Below are 20,968 nucleotides of genomic sequence, written 5' to 3'. Positions count from 1 at the left end.
TCCGATACGCACCCTTTAAAGCGGTGGTGCTGCGGGACCTCAGGCCTCGCTGCGCTGCTGCGGAATTCCCGCGAGCAGTGCGCGAACCTCGGCCTCGCGGTAACGGCGGTGTCCACCCAGGGTGCGGATGGACGTGAGCTTGCCGGCCTTGGCCCAGCGGGTAACCGTCTTCGGGTCCACGCGGAACATGGTGGCAACCTCAGCCGGGGTCAGCAGCGGCTCGGCATCAGGGGTGCGAGCGGTCATGAGCGGCCTCCTCGGGAGAACCGAACCATCTCGGTTCTTTCCTCTAAATTCTGCACCTTGGCCCGCGTTGCCCGAAATGGACAGACGCAGGCCGAGTCGGTTATAGGACGAACGGCTTGTCCTCGGCACTACAACTACACCATCCGTCCAGCCTCGACGGCCAAACCGATGGAATTGCCCTCCGAGGTGTTCATCAGCGGCGGAAGCCGATGGACCGCCCTATAACGGACAGTCACCCCACTGTGACGATCAGTCACAGAGCGATCAGGAGTCGTCAGACCCCCCATAGAGTGCAATACCGAGCATTCCGCCCTTAGTTGGGCGGAAGGAACCCTCCCCGGACTCCTTGTCCTATTTTGGCATGAGGATAGGGGATGGGCGCAAGGGTGTGGATAGTGCGGTCCGTCACGCTTGAGCCAATGGCCCGGATCGGGACGTAGGTCCTGGAACAAAGACCCTAATACCGTGATCAAGCACCTGATCTGCGACTTGTGGGCCATTCGGCCGATCATGACCGATACGGGCGATACGCGGAGCGCCCGAACGGGTTCCGAACAGGTACGTCCATGATCTACGCAGACCCCGCCTCCGGAAAGGGTCAAGGCTGCCTCTAGTTCGCGAAAAGTCTCTCCCTCACCACCCTCCAGCGCCCCGCGAGTTCCCCGTACACCGCCGCCGCACCCTCCTCGTCCCCCTCCCGGAGGGCCGCGATCCCCTCCGCGAGGTCGCGGGCCGAGCGGTCCGCGGCCAGCCCGTCAGCCGGGAGGGCGTGGAGCAGCCCGCCGTAGTCCAGTTCGACCATCGACCTCGGATGGAACTCCTCCAGCCAGCGCCCGACCTCCGCCAGCCCCTCCGCCAGCGGCCCGTACCCCGGCCGCCCCCGCCCCTCCGCCTCGCGCAGCGTCCGCAGCCCCCGCGCGAGCCGGCGCCGCGCCTGCACCATCGGCGTCCGGTACCGCAGCCGCTCGCCCGGCAGGTACTCCCGTTCCTCGTCCGCCACCAGCACGAACCAGCGCAGCGGCACCTGCCACACCCCGGTCCGGATCCACGGCCGCGCGTCGGGGTTCCGCTCCCGCCAGGCCCCGTACTCCGCGGCTGCCCTGCGCCGGGCCGACGGCGGCAGCGCCGCGTCCAGCACCGGCGCCGGGAAGTTCGCCACCAGCTCCTCCAGGGCCAGCCACCCGCGCAGCCGCGTCCGCCACGGGCACACCAGCAGCACCCCGTCCACCTCGGCGGTGAAGGCGTCCCCGCTCTCGTGCGCCGGCACCCCGACCACCGGCACCCGGACCAAGTCGGACAGGGACCGCCGCAGTTCGTCCTGGGCGGTGGGCGCGGGCCCGCGCCGGGCGTACGCCGCCCAGTGCGTGCGCTCGGGCTCCGGGAAGGAGCCGAGGGGCTCGTAGACCCGCAGGTAGGACGCGTACGGGACCGTCGGCGCGGGCCGCGCCGACGGCGGCCGGAGGTCGGGGGATTCGCTCACCCTCTGGTCCTCCCCGCTTTGGCGGCCCGGTTCACCTCCAACTCGCGGCCCGGAAAGGCGATCCGGGAACCGGGGCCGGACCGGCCGCCGGACCCGGGGCGTTCCGATCCCCGGACAACGGCCACCGGCGCCCGCCACAGGTCTTACTCTGCTCCCAGTGCGCCCTCCCCCACCCGCAGGGCGGGCGTCTTTCCGCCGCATCTCTTCCATGGGAGTCACCACCGTGACCGAAATGACCGACGGCGTCCTGCACACCCTGTTCCGCAGTGAGCAGGGCGGCCACGAGCAAGTCGTGCTGTGCCAGGACCGGGCCACCGGACTCAAGGCCGTCATCGCCATCCACTCCACCGCCCTGGGCCCCGCCCTCGGCGGTACGCGCTTCCACGCGTACGCCTCCGACGAGGAGGCCGTCCGTGACGCGCTGAACCTCTCGCGCGGCATGTCGTACAAGAACGCCCTCGCCGGTCTCGACCTCGGCGGCGGCAAGGCCGTGATCATCGGCGACCCCTCGGTCATCAAGACCGAGGAACTCCTGCTGGCCTACGGCCGCTTCGTGGAGTCCCTCGGCGGCCGCTACGTCACCGCCTGCGACGTCGGCACGTACGTCGCCGACATGGACGTCGTCGCCCGCGAGACCCGCTGGGCCACCGGCCGCTCCCCCGAGAACGGCGGCGCCGGCGACTCCTCGGTGCTCACCGCCTTCGGCGTCTTCCAGGGCATGCGCGCCAGCGCCCAGCACCTGTGGGGCGACCCGACCCTGCGCGGCCGCAAGGTCGGCGTCGCGGGCGTCGGCAAGGTCGGCCGCCACCTGGTGGAGCACCTCCTGGAGGACGGCGCCGAGGTCGTGATCACGGACGTCCGCGAGGAGTCCGTGCGCGAGATCCTCGACAAGCACCCCGGCGGCAAGGTCTCGGCCGTGGCTGACACCGAGGCGCTGATCCGCACGGAGGGCCTGGACATCTACGCCCCCTGCGCGCTGGGCGGCGCCCTGAACGACGCCTCCGTCCCGGTGCTCACGGCCTCGGTCGTGTGCGGCGCGGCCAACAACCAGCTGGCCCACCCGGGTGTCGAGAAGGACCTCGCGGACCGCGGGATCCTCTACGCCCCGGACTACGTGGTCAACGCGGGTGGCGTGATCCAGGTCGCCGACGAGCTGCACGGCTTCGACTTCGACCGGTGCAAGGCCAAGGCTTCGAAGATCTTCGACACCACGCTGGCGATATTCGCACGTGCGAAGGAAGACGGGATCCCGCCGGCCGCCGCGGCCGACCGGATCGCCGAGCAGCGGATGGCCGACGCCCTCGCCGCGCGCGCCGCGGCCCGCAAGGCGTAGCACCGCCGGGGTCCGGGCAGACGCCCACCGGACCCGTGCCGGTGACCCGCCGGAGCGCGGCGAGACGGAACTCACTGCGCTTCGGCGGGTCGGCGGCCAGGAAAGCGTTAAAATCGCAGCTGACCAGCGAGTACGGGGTGTCCCGCTGGTTCTGTGGAGAGGCACGTCATGCGGGCGGCGTACCGTATGGCTGCGGAAGCAGGTACCGTTAAACCCCTACGGACGGTCTCTCTACGGAGAGCCCGCTCCGAACCATGAACGCGTGTCAGACTCTGGGGCCGTCGAGCCCCGTCACCGAGGGGGTCGAGCCATGGGGCGCGGCCGGGCCAAGGCCAAGCAGACAAAGGTCGCCCGCCAGCTGAAGTACAACAGCGGCGGGACTGACCTCTCGCGTCTGGCCAATGAGCTGGGCGCATCGCCGACAGAGCCGCTGCCTATCAGCGCGCCGGTCGAAGTCGATGACGATCTGGACGACGACGACCCGTACGCGAAGTACGCGGATCTCTACAACGACGACGACGAGGACGAGGACGAAGAGTCCGGTCCGTCGGCGCACCGTCGCGGGGCTTGACGCACAGCACCTCTGCCGTGAGCGTCTCCACAGTCCGGCTTCTGCCGGCTGAAAGCTGAAAATGCCGAAACCCGGTCCAGGGCCATGCCCCGGACCGGGTTTCAGCGCTGCTCAGACCGCGTAGTCGCCGGTCAGGGTCGCACCCTCGGTGTGGTCGCCCCGGTCGAGGATCTCGCCGGCGACCCAGGCCTCGACGCCCCGGTCGGCCAGCGCCGTCAGGGCCACGTCCACCGACTCCTGCGGGACCACGGCCATCATGCCGACGCCCATGTTCAGGGTCTTCTCCAGCTCCAGGCGCTCGACGTCCCCGGCCTTGCCGACCAGGTCGAAGATCGCACCGGGGGTCCAGGTGGAGCGGTCGACCGTGGCGTGCAGGTGGTCGGGGATGACCCGGGCCAGGTTCGCGGCGAGGCCGCCGCCGGTGATGTGCGAGTACGCGTGGACCTCGGCCGTCCGGGTGAGGGCCATGCAGTCCAGCGAGTAGATCTTGGTCGGCTCCAGCAGCTCCTCGCCGAGGGTCCGGCCGAGCTCCTCGACGTGCCGGTCGAGGGACATCCCGGCGCGGTCGAAGAGGACGTGCCGGACGAGCGAGTACCCGTTCGAGTGAAGGCCGGACGAAGCCATCGCGATGACGGCGTCCCCCGTACGGATGCGATCGGCGCCGAGGAGGCGGTCGTACTCGACCACGCCGGTGCCGGCGCCCGCGACGTCGAAGTCGTCCGGTCCGAGCAGGCCCGGGTGCTCGGCGGTCTCGCCGCCGACCAGGGCGCAGCCGGCGAGGACGCAGCCCTCGGCGATGCCCTTGACGATGGCCGCGACCCGCTCGGGGTGGACCTTGCCGACGCAGATGTAGTCCGTCATGAAGAGGGGCTCGGCGCCGCAGACGACGATGTCGTCCATGACCATGGCGACGAGGTCGTGGCCGATGGTGTCGTAGACGCCCATCTGGCGGGCGATGTCCACCTTGGTGCCGACGCCGTCCGTGGCCGAGGCCAGCAGGGGGCGCTCGTAGCGCTTGAGGGCGGAGGCGTCGAAGAGGCCGGCGAAGCCGCCGAGGCCGCCGAGGACCTCGGGGCGCTGCGTCTTCTTCACCCACTCCTTCATCAGCTCGACGGCGCGGTCGCCCGCTTCAATGTCGACGCCGGCGGCTGCGTAGCTGGCCCCGGTGGTCTTCTCAGTCATGACAGGCGAGAGCTTTCGTGTCGTTGCTGCGTGTGGTGCCGGGCCCCGGGAGAAGCCTCAAAGACAGGGCATGGCGCAGGTGGAGCCGGGCCGGCCCGGGAAGGGCCGGCCCACGGGCCTACGGGCGGCGGAGCGCGTCGGCGGCGTCGGTGCCGCCCGCGAGCTCGTTCTCCAGGAGCTGCTTGCCCAGGAGCTGCGGGTCGGGCAGCTCCATGGGGTACTCGCCGTCGAAGCAGGCACGGCAGAGGTTGGGCTTCTGGATGGTGGTCGCCTCGATCATCGAGTCGAGCGAGATGTACGAGAGCGAGTCGGCGCCCAGCGACGTGGCGATCTCGTCGACCGTCATGCCGTTGGCGATCAGCTCGGCCCGGGTGGCGAAGTCGATGCCGAAGAAGCACGGCCACTTCACCGGCGGCGAGGAGATCCGGATGTGGACCTCGGCCGCGCCGGCCTCGCGGAGCATCTTCACGAGGGCGCGCTGGGTGTTGCCGCGGACGATCGAGTCGTCGACGACGACGAGGCGCTTGCCCCGGATGACTTCCTTGAGCGGGTTGAGCTTGAGGCGGATGCCGAGCTGGCGGATCGTCTGCGAGGGCTGGATGAAGGTCCGGCCGACGTAGGCGTTCTTGACCAGGCCGGAGCCGTACGGGATCCCGCTGGCCTCGGCGTAGCCGACGGCGGCGGGCGTGCCGGATTCCGGCGTCGCTATCACCAGGTCGGCCTCGACCGGGGCCTCCTTGGCGAGGCGCCGGCCCATCTCGACGCGCGAGAGGTAGACGTTGCGGCCGGCGATGTCGGTGTCCGGGCGCGCCAGGTAGACGTACTCGAACACACAGCCCTTGGGCTTCGCTTCCGCGAAGCGCGAGGTGCGCAGGCCGTTCTCGTCGATCGCGATGAGCTCGCCCGGCTCGACCTCGCGGACGAAGCTGGCGCCGCAGATGTCGAGGGCGGCGGTCTCGCTCGCGACCACCCAGCCGCGCTCCAGGCGGCCGAGGACCAGCGGGCGGATGCCCTGCGGGTCACGGGCGGTGTAGAGGGTTCCCTCGTCCATGAAGACCAGCGAGAAGGCGCCCTTGACCTGCGGGAGGACCTTGGCGGCCGACTCCTCGATGGTCAGGGGCTTGCCGTCGTCGTCGGTCTGGCCGGCGAGGAGGGCGGTCACCAGGTCGGTGTCGTTGGTGGCCGCCACCTGGGTGGCGCGGCCGTCCTGACGGGGGAGGTCGGCGACCATCTCGGCGAGCTCGGCGGTGTTCACCAGGTTGCCGTTGTGACCCAGGGCGATCGAGCCGTGGGCGGTCGCCCGGAAGGTGGGCTGAGCGTTCTCCCAGACGGACGCACCGGTGGTCGAGTAGCGGGCGTGACCGACCGCGATATGACCCTGGAGCGAACCGAGGGAGGTTTCGTCGAAGACCTGGGAAACGAGGCCCATGTCCTTGAAGACGAGGATCTGGGAACCGTTGCTCACAGCGATTCCCGCGGACTCTTGTCCGCGGTGCTGCAGTGCATACAGTCCGAAGTAGGTGAGCTTGGCGACCTCTTCACCCGGAGCCCAGACACCGAAGACGCCGCAAGCGTCCTGGGGGCCCTTCTCGCCGGGGAGCAGGTCGTGGTTGAGTCGTCCATCACCACGAGGCACGCCCCCGAGTGTAGGCGAGATCGACCACTGGTCCGAATTGGGGACGGCCGGGAAATGTCACAGCACAGAGGGTGACCGGATGCCTCCGTCTCGCTATTCGATCTTTTGTTGACATCTACGAGGCAATTCGTACAGGCTCTCGCCCCATGCAGCCCCTCGGTGACCGTGCCGTCACCCTCGTCGAGCGCCGACACGTTGACCTGGTCCGTGTCGCGAGCGCCATGTGTCGTTGCTGCGCGTAGCCACAACTCTTCCTCCCTTTTCCTGATTTCGCTCCGCCCCGCCCCGCCCCGCCGTGCCGCGCGCCGTCCCGTGCGCGCCCGGGCCGGGGGCCGCCGAGCCGTGTCTTGGAGTATTCGTGTCTTCGTACAACAGCAAGCTGTCCCGTCGTGCCTTCGGGGGTGCCGTCGGAGCGACCGCGGCGACCGCCGCCGTGGGGCTGGGCGCCGGTCCGGCGCAGGCCGCGGAGGGCCCCGGAGGGGGTCCGCAGGAGCGTGAGTTCCGGGCCGCGCGCGGCCGCGGCTCGCGCCGTCCGAACATCCTGTTCATCCTGGGCGACGACCTCGGCTGGGCCGACCTGTCCTCGTACGGCTCCCCGCACATCAAGACCCCCAACCTGGACCGCCTCGCCCGCCAGGGCGTCCGGTTCACCGACGCCTACGCCGGCTCGGCGACCTGCTCCCCGACCCGCTTCAGCCTCTACACCGGGCGCTACCCGGCCCGTACCAAGGGCGGGCTGGCCGAGCCGATCGCGGACAGGACGGTGGGCCTGGACCCGACGCACCCGACGCTGGCCTCGCTGCTGCGCGACGCCGGGTACGCGACCGCGCTGATCGGCAAGTGGCACGCGGGCTACCTGCCGGACTACGGCCCGACCAAGTCGGGCTGGGAGGAGTTCTTCGGGAACTTCGGCGGGGCCCTGGAGTACTACTCCAAGCTGGGCCTGGGCGGCGAGTACGACCTGTACGAGGGCGACGCCGAGTACAAGGACCTGCGCTACTACACGCGGATCATCACGGAGCGGGCGAGCGAGTACGTCTCCCGCGACCACCACGGCAAGCCGTGGCTGCTGAACCTGAACTTCACCACCCCGCACTGGCCGTGGATCGCCGACGGGGACACCGCGCAGAGCGCCGAGATCATCCGGCGGATCAAGGCGGGCGACGCCCGGGCCCTGTGGCACCAGGACGGCGGCTCCGTGGAGAAGTACAAGCAGATGGTCGAGGACCTGGACCGCTCGGTGGGCCGGGTGCTGGACGCGCTGAAGCGCTCGGGGCAGGAGGAGGACACCCTGGTCGTCTTCGGCAGCGACAACGGCGGCGAGCGCTTCTCGTACAACTGGCCGCTCTCCGGCAACAAGGCCTCCCTCCAGGAGGGCGGCATCCGGGTGCCGAACATCCTGCGCTGGCCGGCCCGGATCGACGGCGGCCAGGTCAGCCGGGTCCCGGTGTTCAGCCCCGACTGGACGGCGACCCTGCTGGAGGTCGCCGGGACCCGTCCGCACCGGGCCTACCCGCTGGACGGGGTGAGCCTGGCCGGGTACCTGCTGCGCGGGGAGAAGCCGGCCGAGCGGGACCTGTTCTGGCGGGTGCGCGGGGAGCGGGCGCTGCGGCGCGGGAACTGGAAGTACTACCGGGGCAAGTCGGGCCGCGACCAGCTGTTCGACCTCGCCGGGGACCTGCGCGAGCAGGCCGACCGGGCGGCGGCGGAACCGGCCCGGCTGGCGGAGCTGCGCACGGCCTGGGAGCGCACGGACGCCACCCTCCTGCCGTACCCGTCCTGACCCGCCCCGCTCATTCGGCGGCGGAGTCCGCCTCGGCGGTCAGGCCCAGGCCGTCGGCGGCGGTGAGGGTGAGGGTGCGCCCCTGGACCTTCCAGGCGAGCGGTCCCGCGCCGAGCAGCCGGGTCATCGTCCGCTCGACCTCGCCGGCCGGTCCCTCGCAGGCCATGCGCGTGCTGGTGACGGGGCCGAACGTGACGGTGGCGCCCTCGACGGCGGCCGGGGCGCTGAACCGGTTGCAGCCGAGGCTGCCGCCGGCGGTGCCGTCGGGGGCGAGGGTGAACCGGGCCCGGCCGGCCGCCCCGGCGGGGACGGGGGCGCCGGCCAGGGCGGTCACGGTCCAGCCGGTCACGGTCAGCGGGGCGTCCGGCTCCGGGGCCGTGGCGGTGATCCGCCCGGTCACGGGCGGGCCGCTCCCGTCCTGCGGGGCGGCCGTGCAGCCGGTCAGCGCGGCCAGTACGAGGACCAACCCTGCGGCGACGGGCCCGGCGGGGTGCCTGGGGATACGCATGCCCCTGGGACGGCCCGAAGCCACGTCTGGTTCCCCTCCCCTCAGCTCATCAGCGGGAGCAGCCCGGACAGGTCGGCCCGCTCGCCGCTCGCGCTGACCCGCGCCGCGTCCAGGGCCTCGGCCCAGCCGGTGCGGCCGGTGGCGAGCCGGAGCCAGGTCAGCGGGTCGGTCTCGACCACGTTGGGCGGGGTGCCGCGGGTGTGCCGGGGGCCCTCGACGCACTGGACCACCGCGAAGGGCGGGATCCGCACCTCCACCGACCCGCCGGGCGCCTTCACCGCGAGGGCGTCGGCGAGCAGCCGGGTGCAGGCGGCCAGCGCCTGCCGCTCCAGGGGGATGTCCAGGCCGGTGGCCCGGTTCAGGTCGTCGGTGTGGACCACGAGCTCCACGGTCCGGGTGACCAGGAAGTCGGCGAGGGTCATGTCCCCGATCCACAGGTGCATGACCCGGCTGCCGGGGCTGGCCTCCAGCGCCTCGGCCATCCGGGCGCCGGCCCGCTCGAACAGTTCGGGGACGGGGGCTCCGGTGAGGGTCTCCCGGGCGGCCTCGGAGATCTTCCCGGCGAGGGAGGCGGTGGCGAAGGGCCACTCGACGGCGCTCAGCTCGGCGACGGCGGCCGGCGGCCGCGCCAGCCCCCCGGCCAGCGAGTCCGCGATCCAGGCGACGTGCCCGGCGAGCTCCCCGACGCTCCACTCCCCGACCCCGCTGGGGCGCGCCAGTTCCTCGGGCCCCAAGTCCCGTACGCCCCGGGCGACATGCCCGAACTGGGCGGTGACGGCCGCGCGGATCTTCGCGTGGTCGTAGGTACGCGTCTTCTTCTTCACGGGCGCCATGCCCCGACCCTACTGGGGGAGCCCCGCGGCGGCGCGGACGCACCGAGGTCCCGCCCGCACACCGCGCGGACGGGACCTCGTACGACCGGGGACGATCAGGCCAGCAGGCCCGGGATCGTGGCCTCGTGGGCCTCGCGGAGTTCCGTCAGGGGGAGGGTGAACTCGCCCTGGATCTCGATCTCCTCGCCGTCCACCACGCCGATGCGGGCGGCCGGCAGGCCCCGCGCGCCGCACATGTCGGTGAAGCGGAGCTCCTCGCTGCGCGGGACCGCCACGATGGCGCGGCCCGCGGACTCGGAGAACAGGAAGGTGAAGGCGTCCAGGCCCTCGGGGACGACGATCCGCGCGCCGTTGCCGCCCTTGAGGCAGGACTCGGCGAGCGCCTGGATCACGCCGCCGTCGGACAGGTCGTGCGCCGCGTCGACCATGCCGTCGCGGGACGCCGAGATCAGGATCTCGCCGAGCAGCTTCTCGCGGCCCAGGTCCACCTTGGGCGGCAGGCCGCCGAGGTGGTCGTGGACGACCTGCGACCAGGCCGAGCCGCCGAACTCCTCGGCGGTGTCGCCCAGCAGGTAGAGCAGCTGGCCGGCCTCGGCGAAGGCCATCGGCGTGCGGCGGTTGACGTCGTCGATGACGCCGAGGACCGCCACGACCGGGGTCGGGTGGATCGCGACGTCGCCCGTCTGGTTGTAGAGGGAGACGTTGCCGCCGGTCACCGGGGTGCCCAGCTCCAGGCAGCCGTCCGCGAGACCGCGGGTGGCCTCGGCGAACTGCCACATGACGTCCGGGTCCTCGGGGGAGCCGAAGTTCAGGCAGTCGGAGATGGCCAGCGGCTTCGCGCCGGTCGCGGCGACGTTGCGGTACGCCTCGGCCAGGGCCAGCTGCGCGCCCGTGTACGGGTCGAGCTTGGCGTAGCGGCCGTTGCCGTCGGTGGCCATGGCGACGCCGAGGTTGGATTCCTCGTCGATGCGGACCATGCCGGCGTCCTCGGGCTGCGACAGCACGGTGTTGCCCTGGACGAAGCGGTCGTACTGGTCGGTGACCCAGGACTTGGAGGCCTGGTTCGGGGAGGAGACCAGGGCCAGGACCTGCGCGCGGAGCTCCTCGGAGGTCTGCGGGCGGGGCAGCAGGCCCGCGTCGTCGGCCTGGAGGGCGTCCTGCCAGGAGGGACGGGCGTAGGGGCGGTTGTAGACCGGGCCCTCGTGGGCGACGGTGCCCGGGGGCACGTCCACGATCTGCTCGCCGTGCCAGAAGATCTCCAGGCGCTCGCCGTCGGTCACCTCACCGATGACGGTGGCGATGACGTCCCACTTCTCGCAGATCTCCATGAAGCGCTCGACGTGCTGCGGCTCGACGATCGCGCACATGCGCTCCTGCGACTCGCTCATGAGGATCTCCTCGGGCGAGAGCGTCGCGTCGCGCAGCGGCACGGTGTCCAGCTCGACGCGCATGCCGCCGGAACCGGCCGAGGCCAGCTCGCTGGTGGCGCAGGAGAGCCCGGCGCCGCCGAGGTCCTGGATGCCGGCGACCAGCTTCTCCTTGAAGATCTCCAGGGTGCACTCGATGAGGAGCTTCTCCTGGAAGGGGTCGCCGACCTGGACGGCGGGGCGCTTGGTCGGCTTCGTGTCGTCGAAGGTCTCGGACGCGAGGACCGAGACGCCGCCGATGCCGTCGCCGCCGGTGCGGGCGCCGTAGAGGATGACCTTGTTGCCGGGGCCGGAGGCCTTGGCGAGGTGGATGTCCTCGTGCTTCATGACGCCGATGCAGCCGGCGTTGACCAGCGGGTTGCCCTGGTAGCAGGAGTCGAAGACGACCTCGCCGCCGATGTTGGGCAGGCCCAGGCAGTTGCCGTAGCCGCCGATGCCCGCGACGACGCCCGGCAGGACGCGCTTGGTGTCGGGGTGGTCGGCCGCGCCGAAGCGCAGCGGGTCCACGACGGCGACCGGGCGGGCGCCCATGGCGAGGATGTCGCGGACGATGCCGCCGATGCCGGTGGCCGCGCCCTGGTAGGGCTCGATGTAGGACGGGTGGTTGTGCGACTCGACCTTGAAGGTGACCGCGTAGCCCTGGCCGACGTCGACGACGCCGGCGTTCTCGCCGATGCCGACGAGCATGGCGTCGTTCTCGGGGACCTTCTCGCCGAACTGCTTCAGGTGGACCTTGCTGCTCTTGTACGAGCAGTGCTCGGACCACATGACGGAGTACATGGCGAGCTCGGCGCCGGTGGGACGGCGGCCGAGGATCTCGCGGATCCGGGCGTACTCGTCCTCCTTGAGGCCGAGTTCCTTCCAGGGCTGGGAGGCGTCCGGGGTCTCGGTGGCGTTCTTTACGGTGTCGAGGCTCATGCGCTGACCAGCTTCTTCAGGACCGACGTGAAGAACGGGAGGCCGTCGGTGCGGCCGGTCCCGATCAGCGGCTCGACCGCGTGCTCGGGGTGCGGCATCAGGCCGACGACGTTGCCCTCGGCGTTGGTGATCCCGGCGATGTCGCGCAGCGAGCCGTTGGGGTTCACGTCGAGGTACCGGAAGGCCACTCGGCCCTCGGCCTCCAGTTCGTCGAGCGTGCGCTCGTCGGCGACGTAGCGGCCGTCCATGTTCTTGAGCGGGACCGAGATCTCCTGGCCGGCGGTGTAGTCGCCGGTCCACGCGGTGTCCGCGTTCTCCACCCGCAGCTTCTGGTCGCGGCAGATGAAGTGGAGGTGGTTGTTGCGGAGCATCGCCCCCGGCAGCAGGTGGGCCTCGGTGAGGACCTGGAAGCCGTTGCAGATGCCGAGGACCGGCATGCCGGCCTTGGCCTGCTCGATGATGGTCTCCATCACCGGCGAGAACCGGGAGATGGCCCCGGCGCGCAGGTAGTCCCCGTAGGAGAAGCCGCCCGCGAGGACGACCGCGTCGACCTGGTGCAGGTCCTTGTCGCGGTGCCAGAGCGAGACCGGCTCGGCCCCCGCGAGGCGGACGGCGCGCAGCGAGTCACGGTCGTCGAGCGTTCCGGGGAACGTGACGACACCGATGCGAGTGGTCACCGTCAGGCCTCGACCTTCACGGTGAAGTCTTCGATGACGGTGTTGGCGAGGAACGTTTCGGCCATCTTGTGGATGCGGTCGAGGGCGGCCTGGTCGACCGGTCCCTCCACTTCCAGTTCGAAGCGCTTCCCCTGGCGGACGTCGGCGATCCCCTCGAAGCCCAGGCGCGGCAGTGCACGCTGCACCGCCTGGCCCTGGGGGTCGAGGATCTCCGGCTTGAGCATGACGTCGACTACGACGCGTGCCACTGGCACTCCCGATGAGGTGGTTGGTGCAAGGCGGTTCCCTCAGCGTACCCGGCCGAAATTTCTACGCGGGTAGATATCGGCCGGGGGTCAGCGGGACGCGGTTTCGGCTTCACCAACGCTTCGCAAAATCCACCGGAAAACCACTCGCCCGGCATTGCGGCGGGACACGCGGGAGGAATTAACTGGGCTTCGCAATTCAATGGGAATCGCGGTACAAAGGAATCAGCCGGGATTCCTACGGTTTGACGTATTCCACCGAAACATCCACACAGGCGACATCACCGCACGTCAGCGCGCGCGGCGAGGCGCACGAAGGGACCGATATCCGTGGCGCAGCGCGTAGTAGTCACGATCTCCGACGACCTCGACGGCGGGGAAGCGTCGGAAACGGTCACGTTCGCCCTGGACGGTAAGTCCTACGAGATCGACCTCAATGTGGCGAACGCAAAGAAACTGCGGAAGGGCCTGGCCCCCTTCGTGGCCGCCGGCCGCCGCCAGTCCCGCTCGGGCAAGGCCTTCAAGCACACCGCCGTCGCCCCGGACCCGGCGGTCGTGCGGGCCTGGGCCCGCTCCAACGGGCACGACGTGCCCCCGCGGGGGCGCATCCCGAAGGCGGTCTACGCGGCCTACAACGAAGCCCACTGACCCCGGATTTGCCATGCACCCCCTCCGATCGGCTAGTGTGTGGATCACGCCGAGGGGCCAGGCCGGAAGGCCGGGAACCGAAGTCGTGCGGGTGTAGTTCAGTAGCAGAACACCCCCCTTCCAGGGGGGAGGCGCAGTGTGCAATCCCTGTCACCCGCTCTGCATCGCTTTACCGACCACGGTCGTGGATCAGGTAGAGTGAGGCACACAGTGAACGGCTCTCGGGTCGTAGCTGGGTATGCGGACGTAGCTCAGTTGGTAGAGCACCACCTTGCCAAGGTGGATGTCGCGCGTTCGAGTCGCGTCGTCCGCTCAGATGACAAAGGCCCCGATCTCCGATCGGGGCCTTTGTCGTTGTGTCGTGACTCACCCGCGATGACAAATGTCATCGGGGGCCGTGACAGCGTGCACTGCTCCCCTGCCCGGCCCGCCGGGAGGCTTGGGGCATGACCACCGACACAGTGATCCGGGCCGAGGGGCTCCGCCGCGGCTACTCCGGCGGCTTCGAGGCCGTGCGCGGCGTCAGCTTCTCCGTCACCCGCGGCGAGGTCTTCGCCCTCCTCGGCACCAACGGCGCCGGCAAGACCTCCACCGTCGAACTGCTCGAGGGGCTCGCCGCCCCCACCGGCGGCGAGGTCCGCGTGTTCGGGCTCGACCCGTACGCCCGCCGCTCCGAGGTCCGCCCGCGCACCGGGGTCATGCTCCAGGAGGGCGGCTTCCCCTCCGACCTGACCGTCGCCGAGACCCTGCGCATGTGGGGCGGCGTCACCACCGGTGCCCGCCCGGCAGCGGAGGTGCTGGAGCTGGTCGGACTGGCCGCGCGGGCCGCGGTGCGGGTCAAGCAGCTGTCCGGCGGTGAGCGGCGCCGCCTGGACCTGGCGCTGGCCCTGCTGGGGCGGCCCGAGGTCCTGTTCCTCGACGAGCCGACCACCGGGATGGACCCCGAGGGCCGCCAGGACACCTGGGACCTCGTCCGGGAGCTGCGGGCCCAGGGCACCACCGTGCTGCTGACCACGCACTACCTGGAGGAGGCCGAGTCCCTCGCGGACCGGCTCGCGATCATGCACGAGGGGGAGCTGGTGCTGACCGGCACCCCCGAGGAGGTCACCGCGACCCGGCCCTCCCGGATCCGTTTCACCCTGCCCGACGGGGTGCCCGCCGGACGGCTGCCGCTCGCGCTGCACGCCGCCGCCGACGGCCCGCGCGTGGAGATCCGCACCGACCGGCTCCAGGCCGACCTCACCGTGCTGCTGCGCTGGGCCGAGGACGCCGGGGTCGAACTGGCCGGGCTCGACGCCCGCCACGCCTCCCTGGAGGAGGCCTTCCTGGAGATCGCCCGCAGCCGCCGCGGCGCCGCCGACGGCACCCGTGACGGAAACACCCGTGACGACAGCACCCGTGACGACAGGACGACGGCGGTGGCCCGATGAACAACCCGACCCTGAACCCCGCCCGGATCGCCGCGCTCGGGCGCTCGGAACTGACCCTCCTGGTCCGCAACCGGGCCGCGCTGAGCGTGGCCCTGCTGATGCCCGCGGTCCTGGTGTTCACCCTGCGCGCCACGGTCCGCGGGGACAGCGCCGCCGCCGTCGCCGAGGCGACCCTGACCGGCGGCATCGGCATGGTGCTGCTGCTCGTCGTCTACATGAACCTGGTCTCCGCGTACGTCGCCCGGCGCGAGGAGCTCGTCCTCAAGCGGCTGCGCACCGGCGAGGCCGCGGACGTGGAGATCCTGGCCGGCAGCGCGCTGCCGTCGGCCGCCATCGCGCTCGCGCAGATCGCCGCCCTGGTGGTGGCCGGGGCGGCCGTGCTGGACGCCCCGATGCCGCAGAACCCGGCCCTGCTGCTGGCCGGCATCCTCGGCGCACTGCCGCTGCTGGCCTCGATGGCGGCGCTGACCAGCTCCTTCACCCGGAACGTGGAGACCGCCGGGCTCACCACGATGCCGCTGTTCCTGGTGACCGCGCTCGGCTCGGGACTGTTCGTCCGGGCGGACGTGCTGCCCGATGTGGTGGCCTCGGTGTGCGAACTGCTGCCCCTCAGCGGGGTGATGACGCTGATCCGGGCCGGGTGGAGCGGCGGGGTGGCGGGGTACGACCTGCTGGGGGCCGCGCTCACCTCGCTGGCCTGGATGATCGTCACCGTGTTTGCTGTCCAGCGGCGGTTCCGCTGGGAACCGCGACGTTAGGCAGAGGAAAGAGCCGGGGGGACGGGGCCGTGTCGAAGCTGACCGGGTGGTGGAAGAACCGCAGCAGTGCGGGCAAGGTCGAGGTGTACACGCGCTGGTCGTTCCACTTCTTCGTGCTCATCGAGATCGTCTCCTTCGGGCTGGTCTCGCTCGTCGCCGGCTCGGAAAGCAGCACCCCGCGGCCGCTGGCCGTCGTGGCCGTCCTCGTGGTCGTCGCCCATTCCGTCCTCGTCGGCTTCCTGTCGTCCAGGGCCCTGGACGCCGTGTGCGGACGCCGTGAACGGCCCGTCCGGCTCGCGGTGGTGACGGCGGCCGCCACCGGCGCGGCCGTGTTGGTCTTCCTCTGCCTGCGGCGGTTCGGCAGCCTCGACGAATCCGCGGCTCCCAGCCTCGTGGTGGGGGTGACCTGCTTCGGCTGCGGCTCCGTCGTCCTGGCCATGGAGAAGGTCCGGCGCATGAAGTACGTGCCCCTGGCCGCCGCCGCCGGGACCGCGGCGGTCGTCGCCGCCCTGGGCCTGTCGCCGAACGAGGTCGTCGGGTACTTCGCCGGTGTCCTGCTGGCCGGCGTCTTCCTCGCCTTCACCTGCGGTTTCTCCGGTTGGCTGCTGCGGACCGTCTACGAGCTCGACCACGCCCGGGAGCTCCAGGCCCGGCTGGCCGTGGCGGAGGAGCGGCTGCGGTTCGGGCGGGACCTGCACGACGTGATGGGCCGCAACCTGGCCGTCATCGCGCTCAAGAGCGAGCTCGCGGTGCAGCTGGCGCGGCGCGAACGCCCCGAGGCCGTGGACCAGATGATCGAAGTGCAGCGGATCGCGCGCGAATCGCAGATGGAGGTCCGCGACGTCGTGCGCGGCTACCGGGAGGCGGACCTCGCGGTGGAACTGGAAGGCGCCCGCGGGGTGCTCAGCGCGGCCGGCATGGACTGCCGCGTCGAGTTCGCCACGGCCGCCCGGGAACTGCCGGCCGAGGTGCAGTCCGCGCTCGGCTGGGTGGTCCGCGAGGCGACCACGAACGTCCTGCGGCACGGGGACGCCCGCAGCTGCCTGATCCGGCTGACGGACCGGGAGGCCGCGGGCACCCTGACGCTGCTGGTGGAGAACGACGGGGTGCCCGACGCCCCCGCCGGACCGCCCGGATCCGGGCTCGCGGGGCTGCGGGAGCGGCTCGCGGCCGTGGAAGGGACCCTGCACGCGGGACCGGCCGGCGGCGGCCGGTTCCGGCTGCGGGCCGAGATACCGCTGGAAGCACGAGGAGTGGAGGTGCGGGCGTGAACCCCGTACGGGTACTGCTGGCCGACGACGAACACCTGATCAGGGGCGCGCTGGCCGCCCTGCTGGGCCTGGAGGACGATCTCGCGGTCGTCGCCGAGGCGGCCTCCGGGCCCGAGGCCCTGGCCATGGCGCGGGCGCACCGGCCGGACGTGGCGGTGCTGGACCTCCAGATGCCGGGGGCGGACGGTGTGAGCGTCGCCACATCGCTGCGCACCGAACTGCCCGACTGCAAGGTCATGATCGTGACCAGCCACGGCCGCCCGGGGCACCTGAAGCGGGCCCTCACGGCGGGGGTGCGGGCCTTCGCGCCGAAGACGGTCTCGGCGCAGCGGCTGGCCGAGCTGATCCGTACCGTGCACGCCGGAGGCCGTTACGTGGACCCGGAGTTGGCGGCCGACGCGATCAGCGCGGGCGACTCGCCGCTGACGGCCCGTGAGGCCGAGGTGCTGGAACTCGCGGCCGACGGGGCACCCATCGCGGAGATCGCGGAACGGGCCTCGCTGTCGCAGGGGACCGTACGCAACTACCTGTCCTCGGCCGCGACGAAGCTGGGCGCCGAGAACCGGCACACGGCAGTGCGTCTCGCCCGGTCCCGGGGTTGGGTATAGTAGTTCTCGCGCTGCGGCGCACAGGCGGACATAGCTCAGTTGGTAGAGCACCACCTTGCCAAGGTGGATGTCGCGCGTTCGAGTCGCGTTGTCCGCTCAGCGAACGAAGGCCCCGATCGGTTGATCGGGGCCTTCGTCGTGTCAGCTCCAGGCCTGGCCGGTCAGGCGCTCGTAGGCCTCGACATACTTGGCGCGGGTCTGCGCCACGACCTCCTGCGGGAGGACCGGCGGCGGGAGCTCGCCCTTGGAGTCCCAGCCGGAGGCCGGGGAGGCCAGCCAGTCGCGGACGTACTGCTTGTCGAACGAGGGCTGCGTGCGGCCCGGCTGCCACAGGTCGGCGGGCCAGAAGCGGGACGAGTCCGGGGTGAGGACCTCGTCGGCGGCGACGAGCGTGCCGTCCGTGTCGAAGCCGAACTCGAACTTGGTGTCCGCGAGGATGATGCCGCGCTCGCGGGCGATGTCGCGGGCCCGCCCGTACACGGCGAGGGTGGTCTGGCGCAGCAGCGCCGCCGTCTCGGCGCCGGTGGTGCGGGCGACCTCCTCGTAGGAGACGTTCTCGTCGTGGTCGCCGACCTCGGCCTTGGCGGCCGGGGTGAAGATCGGGGCGGGCAGCTCGGAGCCGTCCACCAGGCCCTCGGGGAGGGCGAGTCCGCAGACCGTGCGGGACTGGACGTACTCCTTGAGGCCGGAGCCGGTGAGGTAGCCGCGGGCCACGCACTCGACCGGGACCATGTCGAGGCTCTTGCAGACCAGCGTGCGGCCGGCCCAGTCGGCGGGGGCGCCGGCGGGCAGGTCGGTGCTGATGACGTGGTTCGGGACCAGGTCGGCGAGCTGGTCGAACCACCAGAGGGAGAGCTGCGTGAGGATGCGGCCCTTCTCCGGGATCTCGGTGGGCAGCACCCAGTCGGCGGCGGAGATGCGGTCGCTGGCGACCATGACGAGGTTGCCGTCCTCACCGCGGTAGAGGTCGCGGACCTTGCCGGTGTGGAGGTGGACGAGGCCGGGCACCTGCACCGGCTCGGGCTTTTCGACGAATCCGGGCACGGGGTCTCCCTGTGGTTCTGTACGAGCGCGGGACCATTCTCCCGTACCGGTTCGCGAACGGGGACAACGGGTCCCGGTCAGTCCCTCTTGCAGATCCGGTCGAGGAGGTTGGCCGTGGCCCGCTGGATCCGTTCGTCCACGTGTCCGGGGCGGTCCAGGGCGGGGGACCAGGCGAAGGTGCCGGAGGCGAAGACGAGGGCGCCGCTGGGGGCCCGGTAGAGGGAGGTCTCCTGGTGCCGCTTGGCACCCTCGCCGTCGAGGTAGGGGGAGTGGGCGAGCAGGATCCGGTCCTGGTGCTCGGGGAGCTGGGTGCGCGGGAAGTACCGGTCGGCCTCGCCCGCCACCAGGCCGTCGAGCTCGTCGTTCTCGGTGGCGCCGGTGGAGTCCCACAGCCAGTGCGTGGCGTTGCGGACGATCAGGGGCGCGGGCTCCGGGACGCGGCCCGCGTACTGGATGCCGAGCAGCTGCTGTTCCGGGCGGTCGACCTCGCGCCAGAGGCTGGGGCGGCCGGGGCCGCGGCGTTTTCGGCAGGTCAGGAGCCGGTCGGGCACCCCGGAGGGGGAAGGGGCCAGTTCGACCTGCCAGTACATGGTGTTGGCGGAGAGGAAGACCAGCGAGGTGCCGTGGTCACGGGCGCGCTCGACGGTGCGGCGCATGGGGAGCGACCAGTACTCGTCGTGGCCGGGGAAGACCAGGCCCCGGTAGCGGGTGGGGTCGACGCGGCCGGCGTGCAGGTCGCGGGTGTCGGCGTAGGCGAGGTCGTAGCCGTAGCGCTCGGCCCAGCGGATGAAGTCGTAGGCGTGGCCGACGTGCAGGGGCAGGCCCGCGCCCGCGTACGGGCGGTCGAAGGAGACCGTGATGGCCGCGTCCTGCTCGCCGAGGAGCCGGCCCTCCTCGTCCCAGGCGTGGTAGAGGCTGGCGCCGGTGCGGCCGTCCTCGGGGTAGAGGTTGTAGGCCTGCCAGGTGATGTCGGGGAGCAGGAGCAGGAGGTCCGCGGGGTGGTCGTCGCGGACCGTGAAGGGGATGTGGGAGCGGTAGCCGTCGGCGGTGGTGAGGACGGCCACGTAGGCGCCGATGCTCCAGTACGAGGGGACCTGGAGCCGCCAGGACTGCCACCAGTGGTGGCAGGAGACCGTGCGGTCGGCGGTGAGCGGGGGCGGCTGGACGATGCCGGAGAGCCGGGGGCTGGTGGTGATCTTCGAGGCGCCGTCGCCGCCGTAGTGGCCGATGCGGTAGACGTCGACCTGGAACTGCTGGGGCGGGTCGACGGTGATGTGGAAGTCGATGGCCTCGCCCGGGGCGACGGCTCCGGTGGAGGTGAAACCCTTGATCTGCCGGTGCACGTCGTCGGCGGTCCTGGGGCCGCCGCCCCGGCTGGGGGTGGTCTGGCCGGGGGCCAGGGCGGGGTCCACGTACCAGGGGACGACCTGGCCGGTGTCGTCGAAGTACACCTCGCTGCCCCGGAACCACGGCAGCGGGCCCTGGCCGAAGGGATCGTTCACCGCGTGCGCGAGCGCACCCGATTCCCAGCGCCGGATCTGGTCCGCACCCATTCCGCTCCCCTCCCTCGCGCCCCCGAACGCGTTTCTCGAACACGGTGGCGCGAGGCGGGTTTCGGACACCCGCGTCGCGACCGGTCCCAGCACATCACATAACGCACTCACTCCGTCACCGTTCGTCGCGAATTGACGGGAACGGAACCTGAGGCGCCGCCTCGCGTGGCGGGACGGGGTGGCGCCGGGGTGGCCCCAGGGGTGGCGCATCCGCCCTGGCCGGGCGGGCGGGGGCCGGGCCCGGTGGCGGTGCCGGTGCCGGTGCCGGTGCCGGTGCCGGTGGCTCAGACCAGGCGGACGGGCTTCTCCGGGCGGACGCCCAGTTCCGCGAGCCAGTCCCGGAGGGGGGCCGGGTCTCCGTCCTCGACGAGGGAGAGGACCCTGGGGGCCAGGTCCGCCCGGCGCTCGCCGCCGACCAGCAGGACCGGGCCGTCCAGCCAGTCCAGGCCGGGGCCGGCGCCCGCCGAGTCCACCGCCGCGCAGCAGACCAGGGCCGTGACGTGGTCGGCGAGCAGGTCCCGGCCGCTGCGCGGGGGCTGCAGCGGGAACAGGGGGAGGGTGTCGGCGCCCCGGCCGGGTCCGGCCCGGTGCGGGCCGGCGGTACGTTCCTCCCGCGCGAGGTCCCCGCTCAGCCGCCCGGCCAGGGCCTCTCCGGCGGCCCCGTCCCCGGCGGGGTCCGTGAGGTAGGCGAGCACCCGCTCCAGCGTCGGCCCGCCGAAGGCGTCGTGGACGGGCTCGGGGGCGGCCGGGGCGGCTTCGGCCCCGGGCTGCGGCACGGGCCGCGCGGCCGGCTGCGGGCCGGCGGGGAGGCCGTCGG

The 20,968-nt window shown here is 71.8% G+C and carries 20 protein-coding genes, 3 tRNA genes and 1 pseudogene; 12 read left to right on the top strand and 12 right to left on the bottom strand.

Annotation, left to right across the window (positions count from 1 at the left end):
• Positions 1-39: 39 nt before the first annotated feature.
• Both bldC and ACFVXK_RS18610 read right to left on the bottom strand, forming a co-directional pair.
• A complete protein-coding gene (gene bldC, locus ACFVXK_RS18615; protein ID WP_003949541.1) occupies positions 40-246 on the bottom strand; it encodes a developmental transcriptional regulator BldC in 207 nt (68 codons plus the stop codon).
• Positions 247-856: 610 nt separating this feature from the next.
• Positions 857-1,726, bottom strand: coding sequence for a hypothetical protein (locus tag ACFVXK_RS18610; protein ID WP_389612963.1), 870 nt, complete (start codon positions 1,724-1,726; stop codon positions 857-859).
• 223 nt (positions 1,727-1,949) lie between these two features.
• Between ACFVXK_RS18610 and ACFVXK_RS18605 the strand changes: the two genes are divergently transcribed.
• Both ACFVXK_RS18605 and ACFVXK_RS18600 read left to right on the top strand, forming a co-directional pair.
• The gene (locus ACFVXK_RS18605; RefSeq protein WP_389612961.1) at positions 1,950-3,059 is read left to right on the top strand and encodes a Leu/Phe/Val dehydrogenase; all 1,110 of its coding nucleotides are present in this window, start codon (positions 1,950-1,952) and stop codon (positions 3,057-3,059) included.
• Positions 3,060-3,369: 310 nt separating this feature from the next.
• A complete protein-coding gene (locus ACFVXK_RS18600; protein ID WP_030225602.1) occupies positions 3,370-3,630 on the top strand; it encodes a DUF3073 domain-containing protein in 261 nt (86 codons plus the stop codon).
• 111 nt (positions 3,631-3,741) lie between these two features.
• Here the strand turns inward: ACFVXK_RS18600 and purM are convergent, their stop codons facing one another.
• Both purM and purF read right to left on the bottom strand, forming a co-directional pair.
• Positions 3,742-4,812, bottom strand: a complete 1,071-nt coding sequence (gene purM, locus ACFVXK_RS18595) for a phosphoribosylformylglycinamidine cyclo-ligase (RefSeq protein ID WP_344160766.1) — start codon at positions 4,810-4,812, stop codon at positions 3,742-3,744.
• 118 nt (positions 4,813-4,930) lie between these two features.
• Positions 4,931-6,448 carry an amidophosphoribosyltransferase gene (gene purF / locus ACFVXK_RS18590; protein ID WP_389612959.1) on the bottom strand — a complete coding sequence of 506 codons (1,518 nt, stop codon included), beginning with the start codon at positions 6,446-6,448 and terminating at the stop codon, positions 4,931-4,933.
• A 146-nt stretch (positions 6,449-6,594) separates the two neighbouring features.
• Between purF and ACFVXK_RS18585 the strand changes: the two genes are divergently transcribed.
• Together ACFVXK_RS18585 and ACFVXK_RS18580 are read left to right on the top strand one after the other, a co-directional pair.
• A complete protein-coding gene (locus ACFVXK_RS18585; protein ID WP_388955132.1) occupies positions 6,595-6,690 on the top strand; it encodes a putative leader peptide in 96 nt (31 codons plus the stop codon).
• A 116-nt stretch (positions 6,691-6,806) separates the two neighbouring features.
• Positions 6,807-8,231, top strand: a complete 1,425-nt coding sequence (locus ACFVXK_RS18580) for a sulfatase-like hydrolase/transferase (RefSeq protein WP_389612957.1) — start codon at positions 6,807-6,809, stop codon at positions 8,229-8,231.
• A gap of 10 nt (positions 8,232-8,241) precedes the next feature.
• On the opposite strand, the gene ACFVXK_RS18575 is transcribed toward ACFVXK_RS18580, so the two are convergent.
• The 5 genes from ACFVXK_RS18575 to purS all read right to left on the bottom strand — a co-directional run bounded on the left by ACFVXK_RS18575 (position 8,242) and on the right by purS (position 12,848).
• Positions 8,242-8,739 (bottom strand): META domain-containing protein, encoded by a 498-nt coding sequence (locus ACFVXK_RS18575; RefSeq protein WP_389612955.1) that lies wholly within the window; start codon positions 8,737-8,739, stop codon positions 8,242-8,244.
• 41 nt (positions 8,740-8,780) lie between these two features.
• On the bottom strand, positions 8,781-9,572 hold the full coding sequence (locus ACFVXK_RS18570; RefSeq protein ID WP_389612953.1) for a sterol carrier family protein: 792 nt from the start codon (positions 9,570-9,572) through the stop codon (positions 8,781-8,783).
• Positions 9,573-9,667: 95 nt separating this feature from the next.
• Positions 9,668-11,917 carry a phosphoribosylformylglycinamidine synthase subunit PurL gene (gene purL / locus ACFVXK_RS18565; RefSeq protein ID WP_389612951.1) on the bottom strand — a complete coding sequence of 750 codons (2,250 nt, stop codon included), beginning with the start codon at positions 11,915-11,917 and terminating at the stop codon, positions 9,668-9,670.
• Positions 11,914-12,594 carry a phosphoribosylformylglycinamidine synthase subunit PurQ gene (purQ, locus tag ACFVXK_RS18560; protein WP_389612949.1) on the bottom strand — a complete coding sequence of 227 codons (681 nt, stop codon included), beginning with the start codon at positions 12,592-12,594 and terminating at the stop codon, positions 11,914-11,916. The genes purL and purQ overlap by 4 nt, the downstream gene beginning before the upstream one ends.
• A 2-nt stretch (positions 12,595-12,596) precedes the next feature.
• On the bottom strand, positions 12,597-12,848 hold the full coding sequence (purS, locus tag ACFVXK_RS18555) for a phosphoribosylformylglycinamidine synthase subunit PurS (protein ID WP_008740952.1): 252 nt from the start codon (positions 12,846-12,848) through the stop codon (positions 12,597-12,599).
• A 321-nt stretch (positions 12,849-13,169) separates the two neighbouring features.
• Here purS and ACFVXK_RS18550 point away from each other — a divergent pair, with 321 nt between their 5' ends.
• From ACFVXK_RS18550 to ACFVXK_RS18515, 8 genes are all read left to right on the top strand, one after another.
• Positions 13,170-13,487, top strand: a complete 318-nt coding sequence (locus tag ACFVXK_RS18550; RefSeq protein ID WP_358891631.1) for an Lsr2 family protein — start codon at positions 13,170-13,172, stop codon at positions 13,485-13,487.
• Between the two features lie 87 nt (positions 13,488-13,574).
• Positions 13,575-13,646 (top strand) — tRNA-Gly (locus ACFVXK_RS18545).
• A gap of 81 nt (positions 13,647-13,727) precedes the next feature.
• Positions 13,728-13,800, top strand: a tRNA-Gly gene (locus tag ACFVXK_RS18540).
• Between the two features lie 133 nt (positions 13,801-13,933).
• Positions 13,934-14,917: an ABC transporter ATP-binding protein gene (locus tag ACFVXK_RS18535; RefSeq protein ID WP_389612947.1), complete on the top strand. Its 984-nt coding sequence runs from the start codon at positions 13,934-13,936 to the stop codon at positions 14,915-14,917.
• Positions 14,914-15,675: an ABC transporter permease gene (locus ACFVXK_RS18530; RefSeq protein WP_389612945.1), complete on the top strand. Its 762-nt coding sequence runs from the start codon at positions 14,914-14,916 to the stop codon at positions 15,673-15,675. Before ACFVXK_RS18535 ends, ACFVXK_RS18530 begins: the two co-directional genes overlap by 4 nt.
• Positions 15,676-15,704: 29 nt before the next feature.
• Positions 15,705-16,946, top strand: a complete 1,242-nt coding sequence (locus ACFVXK_RS18525) for a sensor histidine kinase (RefSeq protein ID WP_389612943.1) — start codon at positions 15,705-15,707, stop codon at positions 16,944-16,946.
• Positions 16,943-17,554 carry a response regulator gene (locus ACFVXK_RS18520; protein ID WP_389612941.1) on the top strand — a complete coding sequence of 204 codons (612 nt, stop codon included), beginning with the start codon at positions 16,943-16,945 and terminating at the stop codon, positions 17,552-17,554. The genes ACFVXK_RS18525 and ACFVXK_RS18520 overlap by 4 nt, the downstream gene beginning before the upstream one ends.
• Positions 17,555-17,578: 24 nt before the next feature.
• Positions 17,579-17,651: transfer RNA gene (locus tag ACFVXK_RS18515), tRNA-Gly, on the top strand.
• Between the two features lie 44 nt (positions 17,652-17,695).
• Here the strand turns inward: ACFVXK_RS18515 and ACFVXK_RS18510 are convergent.
• The 3 genes and pseudogenes from ACFVXK_RS18510 to ACFVXK_RS18500 all read right to left on the bottom strand — a co-directional run.
• On the bottom strand, positions 17,696-18,598 hold the full coding sequence (locus tag ACFVXK_RS18510; RefSeq protein WP_389612939.1) for a phosphoribosylaminoimidazolesuccinocarboxamide synthase: 903 nt from the start codon (positions 18,596-18,598) through the stop codon (positions 17,696-17,698).
• A 77-nt stretch (positions 18,599-18,675) separates the two neighbouring features.
• Positions 18,676-20,151 carry a N,N-dimethylformamidase beta subunit family domain-containing protein gene (locus ACFVXK_RS18505; protein ID WP_389612937.1) on the bottom strand — a complete coding sequence of 492 codons (1,476 nt, stop codon included), beginning with the start codon at positions 20,149-20,151 and terminating at the stop codon, positions 18,676-18,678.
• A 284-nt stretch (positions 20,152-20,435) separates the two neighbouring features.
• Positions 20,436-20,968: pseudogene (locus ACFVXK_RS18500) on the bottom strand (hypothetical protein); the annotation flags it as partial.

The sequence above is a fragment of the Streptomyces sp. NPDC058157 genome (assembly GCF_042884105.1).
Lineage (GTDB): Bacteria > Actinomycetota > Actinomycetes > Streptomycetales > Streptomycetaceae > Streptomyces.
The sequence above is the reverse complement of the archived record's forward strand: the minus strand, read 5'-3'. Positions and strand labels throughout refer to the sequence as shown.